The following is a 14,947-nucleotide window of genomic DNA, read 5'->3' on the forward strand; positions in this document are numbered from 1 at the left end:
CAAGAAAGGAATTGATCGAACCATGTTCTTGTGTACTGTATACAGAATACAAGAAGGCATAATGAGACACAGGGAGCTAATGTGATGATCAAAACAGCGCTGCTCAGCGGAACATGCATCGCGCTCATGGCCTCGGCGGCCGGAGCGGAAATCAAGGTAGGATTCATTGGGTCGCTTTCCTCGGACACCGGATTGTCGACGCTGCGCGGGGCCGAGATTGCGATTGAAGAGCTCAACGCAAATGGCGGCGTGATGGGCGAACAGATCACCCTGGTCTCGGCGGATACCGGACAGGACCCGACCGAGGGCATCCGGGCCTATGAATATCTTGCGGAAACGGAAGAGGTCGATTTCATCATCTCGGGCTCGATTGACGATGTGTCGCTGGGATGGCTGCCCCGCATGCAGGAATACCGGATTCCGACGCTGGACACCTGGACATCCTATATCGGCATCATCGACATGGTGGTCGAAGACCCTGAAAGCATGGCGCCCTATTTCATGAACATCGCCTCGGATGAGGCGCTGGCCACGTTGTACATCAACTTTGGCGCGGATGTTCTGAAGGAAAAGATGGGGTGGGATTCCGTCGTCATTCTGGCGGAAGATACGGCCTTTGGCGAGGCGATCACCGGCCTTGTCACCGAAGCGCTTGCACCGGTTGCGGGTATCGAGGTCAAGGACATCATCACTTATGACGTCGCCACCGTCGATTTCGCTCCGATCTTCAGCCGTGCGCAAGACACCGGGGCGGACTTCATCTATCAGGTCTCGTCGGTCAATTCGCAGGTTGTGTCATCGCAATACGTGAAACTCCAGGTGCCGATGGCGATGACGGGCGTGAACGTCGCTGCGCTGGGTATGGAATATTGGGAAGATACGGGCGGTGCCGGGGGCGGTATCTCGACCTTGTCGCCAATTCCTTCGGTTGGGTTTCGGCTTGATCCGGCCAGCCAGAAATTTGTCGATACCTATCAGGCGAAGTATGACAGCCGCCCGCTGCTGCCGCATTTCAACGGGTTCAATGCCTATCATGGGCTGAAACAGGCGATGGCCGCAGCCGAAGAGGCCGGCGGTTTCGACAATGTCGAAGGCTGGGCCGATGCGATGAAGAAACAGGATCTGGTTCTGGAACTGGATGGCCAGCTGTGGCTGCGTTACGCCTTCTGGGGCGATGACGAGGTAGAGCCCGTGACTGGCCGGACTTACCCGCACAATATCCGTTTTGATCTGTCCGAGCCGTTCGACGATGCCGCGCCGTCAATGGTCGTGGTCCAATGGTACGAGGACGGCACCGCCGCCGTTGTCTATCCCGAGAAATACGCGACGGGTGAATTCACCTTGCCAAGCTGGGTCAAACAGTAACCTGTCCGTTCGCTTAGCTTGAAATGGGTGCGCGGGGGCGCGCACCCGCAGCCAGGGATCCTTACATGTTGCAAATACTGATCCAGGGGCTTTTGCTCAGCGGTCTCTATGCGCTTATCGCAATGGGTTTCACGCTGATCTTCAGCATCGGTCGGGTCCTGAACCTGGCCTACGGTGCCTATCTGATGGTCGGCGGGTACATGTATTTCTGGGTGTCCCAGACGCTGGGAATGCCAAAGCTGATGGGCGTTGCGGTGGCCGTGGTTCTGGGCGTTCTGATGGGGGTTCTGAAATACCGCCTGATCGTCAAGACCCTGAAAGGGGATCACGTAGCCGTCGAGATATCGACTCTGATCCTGGCGGTCGTGATTCAGGCCGGGATCGTTCTTGTCTTTGGCGACAGCAGCAAGATCCTGCTGCCGATCGTGCCGGGCGTGATCAACGTGGCCGGAGCGTCCGTCACCCATAATATCCTGATTGCAACGCTGATCAGTTGGGCTGTTTTGCTGGGCCTGTATGCCTTTGTCCGCCTGACACATACAGGGCGGGCGATGCAGGCGGTGTCGATGGACGCCAAGGGGGCCGCGATTTCAGGGATCGACCCGGATCGGATCAACCTGATCACATGGGGTATCTCAGGGGCACTGGGTGCGCTGGGCGGCGTGTTTTTCGCCAGCTATACACAGCTTTCGCCGTCAATGTGGGTTGCGCCTTTGATCATCTCGGTGGCCGTCGTCATTGTGGGCGGCATCGGGTCGATCATCGGCACGCTGGTCGTTGCTCATATCGTCGGCTTTCTCGAAGTCATCGTTGTCGCCACCCTGGCGCCGGAACTGCGCGGTGTCTTCACCATGCTGCTGATCATCGGCGTGCTGGTGACGCGACCGCAGGGCCTGTTCGGCCGCGAGGAGTTGTAACATGGGTCTGCGCTGGTTTCACTTTGTCCTTTGGGGCGGCCTGATTGCGGGGATGCTGCTGCTGCCCCAGGTCGTTTCGAACGGGACGCTGCGCACGATGATCTTTGCCAACTATCTGGCCATCTTCGCCATCAGCTGGGATGTGCTGTCGGGCAGGACCGGGTATGTGAGTTTCGGGCATCCCTTCCTGATCGGTATCGGGGCCTATACGACTGCCATCCTGACCAAACGGTTTGACGTGCCGGTCGAAATCTCAATCCCTGTGGCCGTGTTGGTTACAATGATCGCAGGCCTGATTGTGTTGTTGCCCGCTCTGCGCATTCGCGGCAGCTACTTCGCGCTGGTCACGCTGGCTTTCATGGAACTGCTCTATCAGCTGGTTCAGGTGATCCGCCCGGATCTGACCGGCGGCACACGTGGGATGTCGGGAATTCAAACTCTGACACGCGGCGCTGCAAACGGCTACTACCTGTCCACGGCCTTGATGCTCGGCGTGGCGGTCAGCATGTGGCTGCTGATGAAAACCCGGCTGGGCACTGCACTGGCCGCCATCGGGATGAATGAAGAAAGCGTGCGCGGTTCGGGGCTCAGCACCACGCGGTTGAAGGCCTTTGCGTTTTTGACCAGCGCGTTCATCGCAGGTCTGGGTGGGGCGTTCTATGTCCATTACCTAGGCTCACTTGCGCCCCGCGCGCTGTTTGACATCAACTTTCTTTTCACCATCATCGTGGCGGCATTGCTGGGCGGAACATCGACCATTATCGGCCCCATGATCGGTGCGTTCTTCATGACGTTCCTTCTGGAATACCTGCGCCCCGTGCTTCCCGGGGCTGAACGGTATTTCGTCTACGGTGCCATAGCACTGCTTCTCTACATGTATCAGCCAAAGGGATTGGTTGAACTTGTACAACGCGGCTTTCAAAGACTGCGGAAAGGGGGGGTGGCATGACCGTTGCGCTGAAAGTTTCCGGTCTCGTCAAACGGTTCGGCGGGCTGGTGGCCACGAATGATCTGTCCTTTTCGCTGCAAGAAGGAGAGTCGCTGGGCCTGATCGGTCCGAATGGCGCGGGAAAGACGACGGTATTCAGCCAGATCATGGGCGAATTGCGGCAGAACAGCGGTACGATCGAGCTGTTCGGCAATGAGATTTCGGCACTGTCGACGCCTCAGCGTATCCGGGCCGGGGTCAGTAGAACCTATCAGATACCTCGGCCGTTCGGCGACATGAGTATTGCAGAAAACATCAGGGTGGGCCTGATGCCGGACGACATCTGGCGCATGATCGTTTCGCCGCCGGATACGGACAGGGAAAAAGAGCTTGCGCTGAGTGTCGGGTTCACGGAAACGGATCTGAGCCGCTCCCCCGCCGAACTGGCCATGGGTGATCTGCGCAAGCTCGAAATGGCCCGAACCATGGCCACGGCACCGCGAGTCATGTTGCTGGACGAGGTGTTTGCAGGTTTGACAGTTGGTGAAATCGCGCAGATTTCCGATCTCATACAATCCATGCGCAAGGACGGGATGACCTTTTTGATCGTCAGCCATGATTTGCCGGCGCTGGAACCGCTGATCGACCGCGCCATCGCCATCGAGCGGGGCACCATGATTGCCGAAGGCGCGTTCAGCGACGTGATGAACGACACGGCCGTTCAGGCCTCGTATCTGGGGAGCGTCTGATGTCCTATCTGGAAATCGAGAACCTGTCCGCGTTTTACGGCAAGGCCCAGGCGTTGACCGATATTTCGATCACGGTGCAGCCCGGTGAGATTGTCGCCGTGGTCGGCCCGAACGGTGCAGGTAAATCCACCTTGTTGGACAGCATCATGGGCCTTGTGAAAATCGAAGGCGACATCCGCTTGCGCGGGCACAGCCTTGCCGGTCGAAGCCCTTCGGAAATCGTGCGTCACGGGGTGGGCTATGCGCCCGAGCGGTTCAACCTGTTTCCCTATATGTCGGTGCGCGACAACCTGATGGTGGGGGCCTTCACCGCACGAGACGACATCGAAAACAACCTTGAGATGGTGCACAGTCTTTTCCCGCGTCTGCAAGAACGGGAAGGGCAGGAGACGTCGACCCAATCCGGCGGGGAAAGGCAGATGGTGTCCTTTGGCAGGGCCTTGATGACCAGCCCGGAACTGCTGCTTGTCGATGAGCCGACGATCGGTCTTGCCCCGAAAATCTGTCACGAGATTGCCGAAGTCGTCCGTCAGCTGAACAAGGAATACGGGCTGACCGTCGTCATCACGGAACAGAATGCCAATTTTGCCTTGTCGCTTGCCAGCCGCATCTATGTGCTGGAGTCCGGGCGGATGCAGACGTCGGGCACGGCCGACGAATTGAGAAATGACAAACGCTTGCTCGAGGCCTATTTCGGCGGCCATTGAGTGGCGTGGTTGGCAAGCCGGGCAGGTGCTGTCCGGCCATTCGATGGCGGGTGATTTCAGTTTCAGCCAAGTGCGGCCAGAACCTCGGTGCTCACGTCGATGCCATGGGCTTCGGCGGCTGCCCGTTTTGCAAGGCGACCGTCCCCCGGAACCCGGGCGGATCCGTTGCCGGAAATCTCGGCGCAGATGCGGGCGACATATTCGTTGAAGGCCGCGTTGCCGAACCGGGTGGGATCGATGGCAATCAGGGTCGCACCACCTTTGATGTTCAGGGCGGCGAAGGATTCGCGCTCTTTGTTGTCCATGGACAGGGTCCCACCGGCCAGTGCTGCGCCCAACACCTCAACCATGAAGGCGATCGCGGCCCCCTTATGCTCTCCGAACGGCAATAGGCTGCGGGTTTCAAGGATGGCATTCGGGTCTGTTGAGGGCTCGCCTTGGGGATCAAGACCGGCAGGGCGGGGCAGGTCGTGCCCCTCGGCAGCGGCCATGCGGATATCCATGAGGGCCACCATGGACGAGGCCTGATCCCAGACCACGGGCGCGTCGCCGTCACGCGGGCAGGCAAAAGACATGGGGTTGGTGCCAAAAACCGGGCGAACCCCACCTTGCGGAACCACCATGGACAACGAGTTGATCACGGCAAAGGCCACCAAGCCGGCTTCGGCCAAAGGTTCGGTGTCAAACCGTAACGCACCCAGATGGTGGCAGTTCGCACAGGTGAACGCGGCAATCCCGTTTTCCCGGGCCATCGCGATCAGGTCCTCGCGGGCCGCTGCCGCTGCGACCTGATAATACCCGTTGTCGGCATCACAGCGCAAAACGCCCGGGGCAACCTTTTCGGTTTTGGGCTTCGCGTGCCCGTTGGCATAGCCGGACGTGAAGCTTTGGACATAGACCGGCAACATGCGTAACCCGTGACTGCGCGGGCCGTCCCGTTCAGACCGGGTGACGATATCGGCAAGTACATCACTGCTGCGCGTGTCCGCTCCGGCAGAAACAAGAACCGATTTGGCCAAGTCCCGAACTTTGGCAAGTGAAAGCGTTTTTGTCGGTTGTTCGGTCATCCGTTCGAGTCCAGTCTTTCTGTTTTCGCACTCAAGCGCGCGGGCGTGTGTTTGCGGGATCAACAGCACATGTGTCGATGACCACGGCGTCGCGCATCTCATTGTGGACCAGCACCTGCATTTTCGTTCCGGGCGCCGTCATGTTCTGTGGCACTAGTGCCATCGCAATGTCGTGGTTGCAATAATAAGAGAACCCGCCCGAGGTGACACGGCCGATCAGCTTGCCCTGAGCATAGACACCCTCGTCAAACATCACCGATGTTTCGCCAAAGGGCAGTTTCAGCGTGACCAACCGCCGGTACGTCCCTTCCTTTTTCTGTTTCAAAAGAGCGGCCTTGCCTATGAAGTCGCGACCATCAGTTGCCACGAACCGATCAAGGCCGGCCTCGTATGGCGTCATGTCCTTGCAAATTTCGCGATTGATGGCGCGATAGGATTTTTCAAGACGCATGGATTCCAGTGCCTCAAGCCCGAAAGGTTTCACACCGGCCTTCAGCAGCAGGTCGACAAGATGGCGGTTGTAACCGACCGGGTGATGCAGTTCCCACCCAAGCTCGCCGGTATAGGACACGCGAAGCAGATGAACGCCCTTGGCGTACCCCACTTCACCCATTTGCGCAGAAAGCCACGGGAAGGTTTCGTTCGACAGATCATTGTCGGTCAATGGTTGCAGGATCTCTCGTGCCTTGGGGCCAGCCAGAGCAATCACGCCCAATTGTTCTGAAACATCTTCAAGAAGGACAGAGCTGTCATTGGGCAGCAAACGTCGCAGTTGATCCCAGTTGTAGGCGCGCCAGTTCGGGGTGGAAACCAGGTAAAAATCATTCTCGGCATGGCGGACGACCGTATATTCCGCATCCATGCTGCCCTTTGGGTTCAACAAAAGCGACAGGGTCATTCGCCCCACTTTGGGCAGCTTGTTCGCCATGAGGCCATCCAGCCATTCGGCGGCCTCGGGTCCGCGCACGGTGAACTTGGTCATCGGCGACATCTCGATGAAACCGGCCACGTCACGGGTGGTGCGCACCTCTTCCTGAACGCGTTCCATGTGGTTGGTGCGACGGAAGGAATGTTCCGGAACAGCTTCCTCGCGCGATTTGGCGAACCAGCGCGGAAACTCATATCCGTTGAAGCTGGTCCAGACGGCACCGTGGGCGCTCAGCAGGTCATAGGACCCCATCGTTTTCATCGGGCGCGCGTCGGGAAAGTCTTCTCCGGGAATGTGCGCGTTCATGTGGGTCCCCCACGTTTCACGCACCTTGTCCATGGTCCACCGCTTGGACGCGTAATCCGAAAAACGGCGTGGGTCGAGTTCAGACATGTCCATGCCCGGATCCCCATCGACAATCCAGCGGGCCAGGCGTTCACCGACAGTGCCACCCCACAATATGCCGCCGGGCATGCCTTCGGCCAGCCACAGGTTTTCATACCCCGGCGCAGGCCCCGCAAGCGGCAACTCGTCCGGCGTCATCTGGAACGGACCTCGGGTGTTGGCCTTGATACCCACCTCTGCAAGTGTTGGAACCCGCTCGATGGCGCGTTCCCACTGCGTTTGGACCGCGTCGAAATCTTCGGGCAAGAGGTCGGCACCAAAGTCAGGCGGCACGCGATCTTCGGCAAATAGCTTGAGGTCTTTGGTGAACTCATAAGGACCGAACTGAATGCCGCCCACATCTTCGCGCAGATAGGCACCGTAATCTTCATCCCGCAGGATCGGGAACTCGGGCAACCCCTGCGCGCGGCGTTCTTTCAGCAGCGGAACGGTTTCCGTTGTCCAATATTGGTGAACGATTGGAATGCAAGGCAGATCCAGACCAACACGACGCGCGTTTTCGCGGGCATAGTTTCCGGTCGCGAAGACAAGATGTTCGCAAGTGATCTCACCCTGATTGGTTGTAACCTTCCAAAGACCGTTTTCCAGTTTTTCATAAGCCTGCGCTTCGGTGTTCTGAAACACTTTGGCGCCTTTCTCGCGCGCCAGCCTGGCCATCGCCATGGTGATGTCGGCCGGGTTCACATAGCCGTCCTTGGTATGCAGGATGCCGCCGCGAATATGTTCCGATTGGTTGAGCAGAGGGTGCAGTTCGGCGATTTCTTCTGGCGTCAGCAGTTTGCAGGGCACACCGGCAGCTTCGGCAATCGAGACATAGGACAGGAACTCGTCCCAGCGTTCCTCCGTATTGGCGACGCGCAACTGGCCCACCTGGCGCAGCCCGACCGAGGCGCCGATCTTCTTTTCGACTTCGGAATAGATGCGGATGGTCTCCATCGTCATCTTCGAAACGTTGTGGGACCGCACGAATGTGACCAGCAGACCCGCCGCATGCCAGGTAGAGCCGGAGGTCAGCGTCGTTCTCTCCAGCATGACTGCATCTGTGCATCCATGCTGCGTCAGACCATAAAGAACCGAAGCCCCAACGCATCCGCCTCCAACGACGACAACCTTGGCATTTGACTGCATTCCACGCATTCCTTCCTGAGGCTGATTTCGTTTCTAGAGGGTCAGTCAAAACGAAATCAGCGGGCCGAGAACTGATTGAACTGTTTACGTGAAATCCGCGTCAGGCAATTCGAAAAATTTTCCGGTCCAGCTGAGTTCAGTTAAACCATGATCGGGTTTGCCGATGATCTCGCGCGGTCTGTGAGGCGGTGCGCAAAAATACCGGCCTTCTCTTGTTTGGAATTGTTGTGTTAGCGCAAACTGTGCTGGTAAGGTCTGACATCGGCTTGGGGTGCGCTTTGTAGCGCCCGCGATCCGTGCGGCATACGAAGGGGGAAATCGCGTGTATCTCGGTCTGGATTTGGGGACGTCAGGTCTTCGGGGAATTGTGGTCAGCGAAGAGGGCAAAGTCGTCGCCGAAGCCGAAGCAGGTGTCGAGACATCGATTTTGCATCCCGGCTGGTCGGAACAAGATCCGTCCGATTGGGTAGAGGCCTGCCAAAACGTCGTTGCTCAATTACGCGCGTTGAACGGTTCCGCATTTTCTGCGGTGCGCGGCGTTGGTCTGAGCGGCCACATGCACGGTGCCACGTTGCTGGATCGGGATGGCAGTGTGCTGCGGCCCTGTATCCTTTGGAACGACACGAGATCAGCGCAGGAAGCTGCGGAGTTGGATGGTCTGCCGTCGATGCGCGCGATCACCGGGAACATCGTTTTTCCGGGCTTCACCGCACCCAAGCTGGAATGGGTGCGCGGTCATGAGCCTGACATGTATGCGAAGACATCCAAGGTGTTGCTTCCGAAAGATTATCTGCGTTTCTGGCTCACCGGTTCCTATGTCAGCGACATGTCCGACAGCGCCGGTACGGCGTGGCTGGACGTTGGAAAACGTGAATGGTCAGATACCGCGCTGGATCTAAGCCACATGCGCTGGGACCAAATGCCAGAGCTGGTAGAAGGCAGTGCGGCAGGCGGAGAACTGCGGTCAGAGATCCTTAGGCAATGGGGCCTGACCGGGCCCGTCGTGGTTGCCGGTGGGGCCGGTGACAATGCGGCGGCGGCCTGCGGTATCGGAAGTATTGGCGAGGGCAGCGGATTTCTTTCCTTGGGCACTTCGGGTGTGCTGCTGGTCGCAAAGGAAAGCTATGCGCCCGCGCCGGAAACAGCCGTTCATTGTTTTTGTCACGCGGTTCCGGATCGCTGGATTCAAATGGGTGTGATCCTGTCGGCCACCAACAGTCTCAACTGGCTGTCGCGCCATCTCGGTCAACCGGTCGGTGCGCTGGCGTCGACCCTGCCGGATTCGGTGAAGGGGCCTTCAAAGATTACATTCCTTCCGTACCTGTCCGGTGAACGGACGCCTCACAACGACAGCGACATACGCGGGGCATTCCTGGGGCTGGATATCGCATCGGAACCCGCTGATCTGACGCAATCCGTGACAGAAGGGGTTTCCTTTGCCATGCGCGATTGTTTGGAGGCGCTCAAAAGCACGGGCACCAATCCCGAAAGTCTTCTGGTCGTCGGTGGCGGTGCGCGGTCGCGGTTTTGGCTGGAAACGCTGGCCACGGTTCTGAACACGCCGCTTGCTGTGCCCCATGGAAGTGGGTTCGGCGCAGCCATAGGCGCAGCGCGTCTTGCTGCATGTGCGGTGGACGGCACCGACCCCAGGGATGTCATGCTGGCCCCGGAAGTCGCTGAGCGTGTTGAACCACGTGTCGAGCTGTCCGGCGCATATGAGGCGGAATATCAGCGGTATCGCGAATACTATGCTGCTTTGTCCCCTTTGGCCGCGCGCTGATGGCTGATCCCAAATCCATGCCTGTCGAGCAGGTCCTTCTGGAAGACGGCAACATGTCCGTTTCCCTGTTGAACTATGGCGCAATCACGCAAGGCTGGTGGCTTGGCGAAACACCTTTGATATTGGGCTACGAAAACCCGCAGGATTACCTGTCGGACCCGTTTTACCTTGGCGCGATGGTCGGGCGAGTGGCCAACCGCATCGGCGGGGCACAGTTTGCATTGCAGGGGCGCGTTCATCACCTGACAGCAAACGAAGGGCCGACCACGCTGCATGGTGGTCCGAGCGGGCTGTCGCGCAAATACTGGGATATCGTGAAAACCTCTCCAAATCAGGCGGTTCTGTCCTTGACTTCACCTGAAGGTGAAGGCGGTTTTCCCGGTGAAGTCAAATTCGAGGTGCATGTCGAACTGACCTGTCCGCGTCTGATCTACACAATCAGGGCGCGCCCGGATCGCCCGACGCCGATCAGCATCGCGCAGCACAATTATTACACTCTGGGCTGTCCTGAGGATATCCTGGACTGCCGGCTCAGGCTGAGGTCGAACCGGGTGCTGGAGCTGGACGCGCGTTCCGTTCCTTCCGGAGATATCTCAGCCGTCGGCGACAGTGTGCCAGATTTCGCGTTGTCACGCACCGTCGGGGCAAAGGGGCGCGAGCTGGACCATTATTTTGTGTTTGATGACGGTGGAACCCATGATCATGCGGTCGCAGAGGTCAGGGCACCTTCGGGATTGAGGATGAACCTGTATTCAGATCAACCCGGTGCACAGGTCTATGCCGGAGCACATCTGTCAGGCCGATTTAGCCCGTGTGCGGGGCTGTGCATTGAACCGTCAGGATATCCGAACGCCGTGAATGTCCCCGCGTTCCCGACCGTCATCCATACGCCGGACAACCCGTATCAACAAACTCTGACACTTGAGATTTCCGAGGAACGATCATGAGACTTCAGATTGCAGCACATGCCGTAGGCATCTGGATGTCGCTTTCAGTTGCTCAGGCGCAAGACCTTGGTCCGAAACCTGAATTCACCGAACCTGACTTTTCAAACGCAGAGTTGGGGCAACTGCTGTTCTACGATCCGATCCTGTCGGGCAACAAGAACATCAGCTGCGCAACCTGTCATCATCCGAAGCTGGGAACGTCCGACGGGCTTTCACTGGGTATCGGCGAAGGTGGGGCTGGGCTGGGTGGTCAGCGCAAGGTCACACAAGACAACAGACCCGAGCAGCGCATTCCCCGGAACTCGCCCGCGATGTGGAACCTCGGGGCGCTGGAATTCACGACGTTTTTCCATGACGGCCGCCTTGAGACGGACCCGTCACAGCCCAATGGCATCAGAACCCCGTTGGGGACGCATATGAGGCCCGGGTTCAAATCGGCTTTGGCGGCGCAGGCGATGTTTCCGGTGCTGTCACCTGACGAAATGGCGGGGCATTATTCTGAAAACGAGGTGAGCAAGGCCGTACGACTCGGCTTGCTGACCCAAGAGGGTGGCGCCTGGGATCTGATCGCCGCGCGCGTGGCGGCGATACCAGAGTATCAAAGGCGATTTAATGACATTGCGCCCGGAGAAGACATCTCCTTTACCGCAATCGCCAATGTCATTGCCGATTTCATCGCGTTTGAGTGGCGGGCTGACAACAGCCTGTTTGATCGTGCGATGCGAGGCGAAGATAGGCTGCCCGAACAAGCGCAGCTGGGGATGGAGCTGTTCTACGGAAAGGCTGGATGCAGTGCCTGCCATTCCGGCTGGTTCCAGACCGATCACGGGTTCTATTCCATCGCCATGCCTCAGATCGGCCCCGGAAAATCAGCCCGTTTCGAAAATCATGTACGGGATGACGGGCGACTGCGCGTCACGGGCGACGAGGATGATGCGTTCGCATTCCGCACGCCTTCGCTGCGCAACGTGACCCTGACGGCGCCATATGGCCACAGCGGTGCCTACGCACGGCTTGAGGATGTCGTGCGTCATCATCTGGATCCGGTTTCCGCTTTGCGGAACTACGCCATCGAAATGGCTGACCTGCCAGAGTTTTTCGGGGCAGAGGATCAAAAGGCTTTGCTTGATCCCCGGCATGTCGAAGCCATAGCTGCGTCAAACGATCTGGCGCCCATCGACCTGAGTGATGACGAGGTCGATGCCATCCTGAGTTTTCTGGGCACGCTGGAAGATCCGGCAGTTCGGTTGGGTGTTCCCCAATCGGTTCCCAGCGGATTGCCCGTCGATCAATGATCAACGGCTGAGGCGGATCACCTGATTGGCATCTACCTTCTGCCAATCTCCATGTTCACCATCAGGCCAGATCACCCGTACTTCTGCGGTTTCGAGGTCTCCCAGACCAAAGTGGTGGAACCCGGCAATTCCGCTGGCGTGCCCCCCGCCAATGGTCACTTCACGGGTTTGAATGCCCTCGGGCGTCTTGACTTCAATAAAACTGCCGACTGCCTGTCTGTTGGGGTGGCTCTGGCCGAGATCAATCATGAGCCAGTTGCCGGTCGTCGGCTCATTCTGAAAAACCTCGAGGTCCGAGCCGCGATTGACCACCACCAAATCCAGCCATCCATCCCCGTTGAAATCCGCCAGAGCCCCGCCGCGGGACTTTGCCATGGACGCGACACCAGCCTCTGATGCTGTTTCGACAAACTGACCGGTGAAAGTCTGCATCAACAGATTGTTGGGGTCGTTCTGCGCCGCGTCGGGCATCTGCTCAACATTGCCTTTGGCGACGAAAATGTCGTCCAGCCCGTCATTGTTGACGTCCCCGAACTGTGCATGCCAGCCGGTCGAGGGGCGGCCGTCTCCTCCTGCATGTGGCCTGTGTGCCGTTGTTCCACGGTCGTAGGTTGCATCCCGCCATGTCGGCCCATCTGGTGCAGGATCAAAAACCTGGAATTTCTGGTCCCCCATGGACGTCAGATAAACATCGGAAAACCCGTCACCGGTCAGATCCCGCGAGGCGATCCCCATGCCCCAGATCGAATAGGGTAGCCATCCATCGGCCTCGCTGTACAGGCGCGGGGTGTCTTCCATGGCCCACAATTGCTCTTGCCCGCCACGCACATAATAGTGGCGGTCATTGCTGACACGCAGATCCGCGCGACCCGTGCGCGCCCAGTCGGAAAACAGGATCGACAGGGAACAGTGACCGGGTTCCAAACGGACAGGATCGCCGTATTTTTCGCCTTGGGGTTGGTACAGAAGCGTCGGCCCGCAAGCCTCAAAAGGTCCATTCGGATTGCTTCGGTCGACATAGGTTCCAAAGGCCAGCGTTGGCAGGGTTTGCCCACGTTCCCAAGTGGCGGAAAAGCCGGTTGTCCAATGGTCCTGAGATTGAAAACTCAGTGCCGTGAACGGCTCGAACGCGCAGTTCGGTTTGCCACGAAGCAACAGGTCTTTGCCTACGCGCAAAACCGCAAGGTCCAGGAACCCATCGCCGTCAATATCCACCGGGTATGCGCCGGTCACACGGGTCAAGGATAGATGGCCGGGATTATCCTGAAGAAAACGGACCTCTGTGTCGGATGTGTTGATGAACAATTGCGCTGGGCTTGATCCGCCTGCCACGAACATTTCAGGGCGGTCGTCATCATTGCAGTCGAAGACCGCGACACCCCCGCCGACGAAATGTTCCCAGCCGCCATCGTAAACATGGCCGGGGGTTTCCATCTTTTGAAAGCGGGGTGGAACGGTGTCCGCAGCGGCAGCGGAACCTGCCGCAAGCAAGATTGCCATCTTAGTTCGCATGAGCCGCCAGTTCCCTGACCTTCAGGATAGAGACTTGTTCAATTCCATAAGCCGCTGCCCCTTTTGCCCACATTGAATCGCCCCAGTGGTTGACCTTGATTTCCGGCAACGGCGCGTCGACGCTGACGACGCCGTTTTGGACACGTGCCATCACCTCGTCTGAATGCAGGTAATCAAAGCGGCCTCTGGCGCCGGACAGGATAATGCACTCGGGGTCGAACAGATTGATCAGGTTCGAAACTCCCATCCCGAACATTTGGCCCGCGCGGGCCAGAACGGAAATGGATCGGGCGTCGCCGGCTTTTGCTGCTGCAAGTATATCGACAAGAGTGCGGGGATCCGTTGCTTCACTGGCGATCGTGGCTTCGCGGATCAGGGCGTATTCCCCCACATAGGCCTCGAGGCATCCGCGCTGGCCGCACTGACACAAGGCACCGTCCAACTGAACTTTGAGGTGCCCGAATTCTGCGCCGCATCCGCGTTCACCGCGATAAAGCTTGCCATCAAGGACGATGCCCAGGCCGATGCCATGTTCGATCGTAACAACCAAAAAGTTCTTCAGCCCCTTTCCCAACCCAAAAAGCTGTTCCGCCTTTGCGACCAGATTGGCGTCGTTTTCGATGAAGGCGGGGCAGGGGAGCACCTTGGACAACAGCGGGCTCAAATCCACATTTCGTTCCGTCAGCGAAGATGACCAATGCACAAAGTTCTGATTTGCATCGATAAGGCCAGCGATGCCGATGCAGACACCTGACAAATCGGCAAGGGATCGGTTTGCCGAGGCGCAGGCCTGATCAAGCACGCCGCGGATCTTCTTGGCAAACGCATCCGGGGCCATGCGGGCTTGGTCCAGCGGATGCGTGTACGAAGTGATTTCGGTTCCTTCAAAATCCACGAGAATGACTGAAACCTGCTGGCGGGCGACTTTCACGCCCGCGATCAGATGTGACGCGCCATTTAGTTTCAGCTGTACCCGCGGTCTGCCGCGGCGCGCTGATTTGGAAGGTGTTTCGCTTTCTATTTCCGCAATCAGACCGGCAGACAGCAGATCGGCAGTGGCGGACGTGATGGTCGCTGGGCTCGTCTCCAACGCGGTGGCGATGTCGATTCGCGAAATGGTGCCTGTGGCCCGGATTTTTTCCAGAACGCGCAGGCGAGTGACGTTCCTTTGGTCCGTGGCATTTGAAGAAGCTTTGCTTTTCAGCATCTTGCCCTCGCG

At 58.3% G+C, this 14,947-nt stretch carries 12 protein-coding genes; 8 read left to right on the forward strand and 4 right to left on the reverse strand.

The window, feature by feature from the left end:
• Positions 1-84 precede the first annotated feature (84 nt).
• The 5 genes from FIU92_RS04955 (at position 85) to FIU92_RS04975 (ending at position 4,666) form a co-directional block, all read left to right on the forward strand.
• Complete coding sequence (locus tag FIU92_RS04955) at positions 85-1,365, forward strand: ABC transporter substrate-binding protein (RefSeq protein ID WP_152457504.1); 1,281 nt, start codon at positions 85-87, stop codon at positions 1,363-1,365.
• Positions 1,366-1,430: 65 nt separating this feature from the next.
• Positions 1,431-2,282 carry a branched-chain amino acid ABC transporter permease gene (locus tag FIU92_RS04960; protein WP_172978471.1) on the forward strand — a complete coding sequence of 284 codons (852 nt, stop codon included), beginning with the start codon at positions 1,431-1,433 and terminating at the stop codon, positions 2,280-2,282.
• Position 2,283: 1 nt separating this feature from the next.
• Positions 2,284-3,231 carry a branched-chain amino acid ABC transporter permease gene (locus FIU92_RS04965; protein ID WP_152457506.1) on the forward strand — a complete coding sequence of 316 codons (948 nt, stop codon included), beginning with the start codon at positions 2,284-2,286 and terminating at the stop codon, positions 3,229-3,231.
• Complete coding sequence (locus tag FIU92_RS04970) at positions 3,228-3,959, forward strand: ABC transporter ATP-binding protein (RefSeq protein WP_152457507.1); 732 nt, start codon at positions 3,228-3,230, stop codon at positions 3,957-3,959. Before FIU92_RS04965 ends, FIU92_RS04970 begins: the two co-directional genes overlap by 4 nt.
• A complete protein-coding gene (locus FIU92_RS04975) occupies positions 3,959-4,666 on the forward strand; it encodes an ABC transporter ATP-binding protein (RefSeq protein WP_152457508.1) in 708 nt (235 codons plus the stop codon). Before FIU92_RS04970 ends, FIU92_RS04975 begins: the two co-directional genes overlap by 1 nt.
• A 62-nt stretch (positions 4,667-4,728) precedes the next feature.
• Here FIU92_RS04975 and FIU92_RS04980 read toward each other — a convergent pair whose 3' ends face one another.
• Both FIU92_RS04980 and FIU92_RS04985 read right to left on the reverse strand, forming a co-directional pair.
• The gene (locus tag FIU92_RS04980) at positions 4,729-5,733 is read right to left on the reverse strand and encodes an Ldh family oxidoreductase (protein ID WP_152457509.1); all 1,005 of its coding nucleotides are present in this window, start codon (positions 5,731-5,733) and stop codon (positions 4,729-4,731) included.
• A gap of 31 nt (positions 5,734-5,764) precedes the next feature.
• Complete coding sequence (locus FIU92_RS04985) at positions 5,765-8,194, reverse strand: FAD-dependent oxidoreductase (RefSeq protein WP_152457510.1); 2,430 nt, start codon at positions 8,192-8,194, stop codon at positions 5,765-5,767.
• 322 nt (positions 8,195-8,516) lie between these two features.
• Between FIU92_RS04985 and xylB the strand changes: the two genes are divergently transcribed.
• From xylB to FIU92_RS05000, 3 genes are read left to right on the forward strand one after another with little or no spacing between them, the layout of a single operon-like run.
• Complete coding sequence (xylB, locus tag FIU92_RS04990; RefSeq protein WP_152457511.1) at positions 8,517-9,974, forward strand: xylulokinase; 1,458 nt, start codon at positions 8,517-8,519, stop codon at positions 9,972-9,974.
• A complete protein-coding gene (locus tag FIU92_RS04995; RefSeq protein WP_152457512.1) occupies positions 9,974-10,921 on the forward strand; it encodes an aldose epimerase family protein in 948 nt (315 codons plus the stop codon). The genes xylB and FIU92_RS04995 overlap by 1 nt, the downstream gene beginning before the upstream one ends.
• Entirely contained in the window at positions 10,918-12,216 is a 1,299-nt protein-coding gene (locus tag FIU92_RS05000; RefSeq protein ID WP_371419733.1) for a cytochrome-c peroxidase, read from the forward strand. Before FIU92_RS04995 ends, FIU92_RS05000 begins: the two co-directional genes overlap by 4 nt.
• On the opposite strand, the gene FIU92_RS05005 is transcribed toward FIU92_RS05000, so the two are convergent.
• Positions 12,217-13,716 (reverse strand): CRTAC1 family protein, encoded by a 1,500-nt coding sequence (locus FIU92_RS05005; protein WP_254705359.1) that lies wholly within the window; start codon positions 13,714-13,716, stop codon positions 12,217-12,219. It lies immediately after the preceding gene.
• A gap of 1 nt (position 13,717) precedes the next feature.
• Positions 13,718-14,935 (reverse strand): ROK family transcriptional regulator, encoded by a 1,218-nt coding sequence (locus FIU92_RS05010; RefSeq protein ID WP_152457514.1) that lies wholly within the window; start codon positions 14,933-14,935, stop codon positions 13,718-13,720.
• Between the last annotated feature and the right edge of the window lie 12 nt (positions 14,936-14,947).

Source organism: Ruegeria sp. THAF33 (assembly GCF_009363615.1).
In the GTDB taxonomy this organism is placed as follows: Bacteria; Pseudomonadota; Alphaproteobacteria; order Rhodobacterales; family Rhodobacteraceae; genus Ruegeria.

Excerpts from the sequence above, each read along its gene's own strand:
- FIU92_RS04985 (WP_152457510.1), bottom strand. The coding sequence starts at position 8,194 with ATGCAGTCAAATGCCAAGGTTGTCGTCGTTGGAGGCGGATGCGTTGGG.
- FIU92_RS05010 (WP_152457514.1), bottom strand. The coding sequence starts at position 14,935 with ATGCTGAAAAGCAAAGCTTCTTCAAATGCCACGGACCAAAGGAACGTC.
- FIU92_RS04995 (WP_152457512.1), top strand. The coding sequence starts at position 9,974 with ATGGCTGATCCCAAATCCATGCCTGTCGAGCAGGTCCTTCTGGAAGAC.
- FIU92_RS04980 (WP_152457509.1), bottom strand. The coding sequence starts at position 5,733 with ATGACCGAACAACCGACAAAAACGCTTTCACTTGCCAAAGTTCGGGAC.
- FIU92_RS04965 (WP_152457506.1), top strand. The coding sequence starts at position 2,284 with ATGGGTCTGCGCTGGTTTCACTTTGTCCTTTGGGGCGGCCTGATTGCG.
- FIU92_RS04960 (WP_172978471.1), top strand. The coding sequence starts at position 1,431 with ATGTTGCAAATACTGATCCAGGGGCTTTTGCTCAGCGGTCTCTATGCG.
- FIU92_RS04970 (WP_152457507.1), top strand. The coding sequence starts at position 3,228 with ATGACCGTTGCGCTGAAAGTTTCCGGTCTCGTCAAACGGTTCGGCGGG.
- FIU92_RS05000 (WP_371419733.1), top strand. The coding sequence starts at position 10,918 with ATGAGACTTCAGATTGCAGCACATGCCGTAGGCATCTGGATGTCGCTT.
- FIU92_RS04975 (WP_152457508.1), top strand. The coding sequence starts at position 3,959 with ATGTCCTATCTGGAAATCGAGAACCTGTCCGCGTTTTACGGCAAGGCC.
- FIU92_RS04955 (WP_152457504.1), top strand. The coding sequence starts at position 85 with ATGATCAAAACAGCGCTGCTCAGCGGAACATGCATCGCGCTCATGGCC.
- FIU92_RS05005 (WP_254705359.1), bottom strand. The coding sequence starts at position 13,716 with ATGGCAATCTTGCTTGCGGCAGGTTCCGCTGCCGCTGCGGACACCGTT.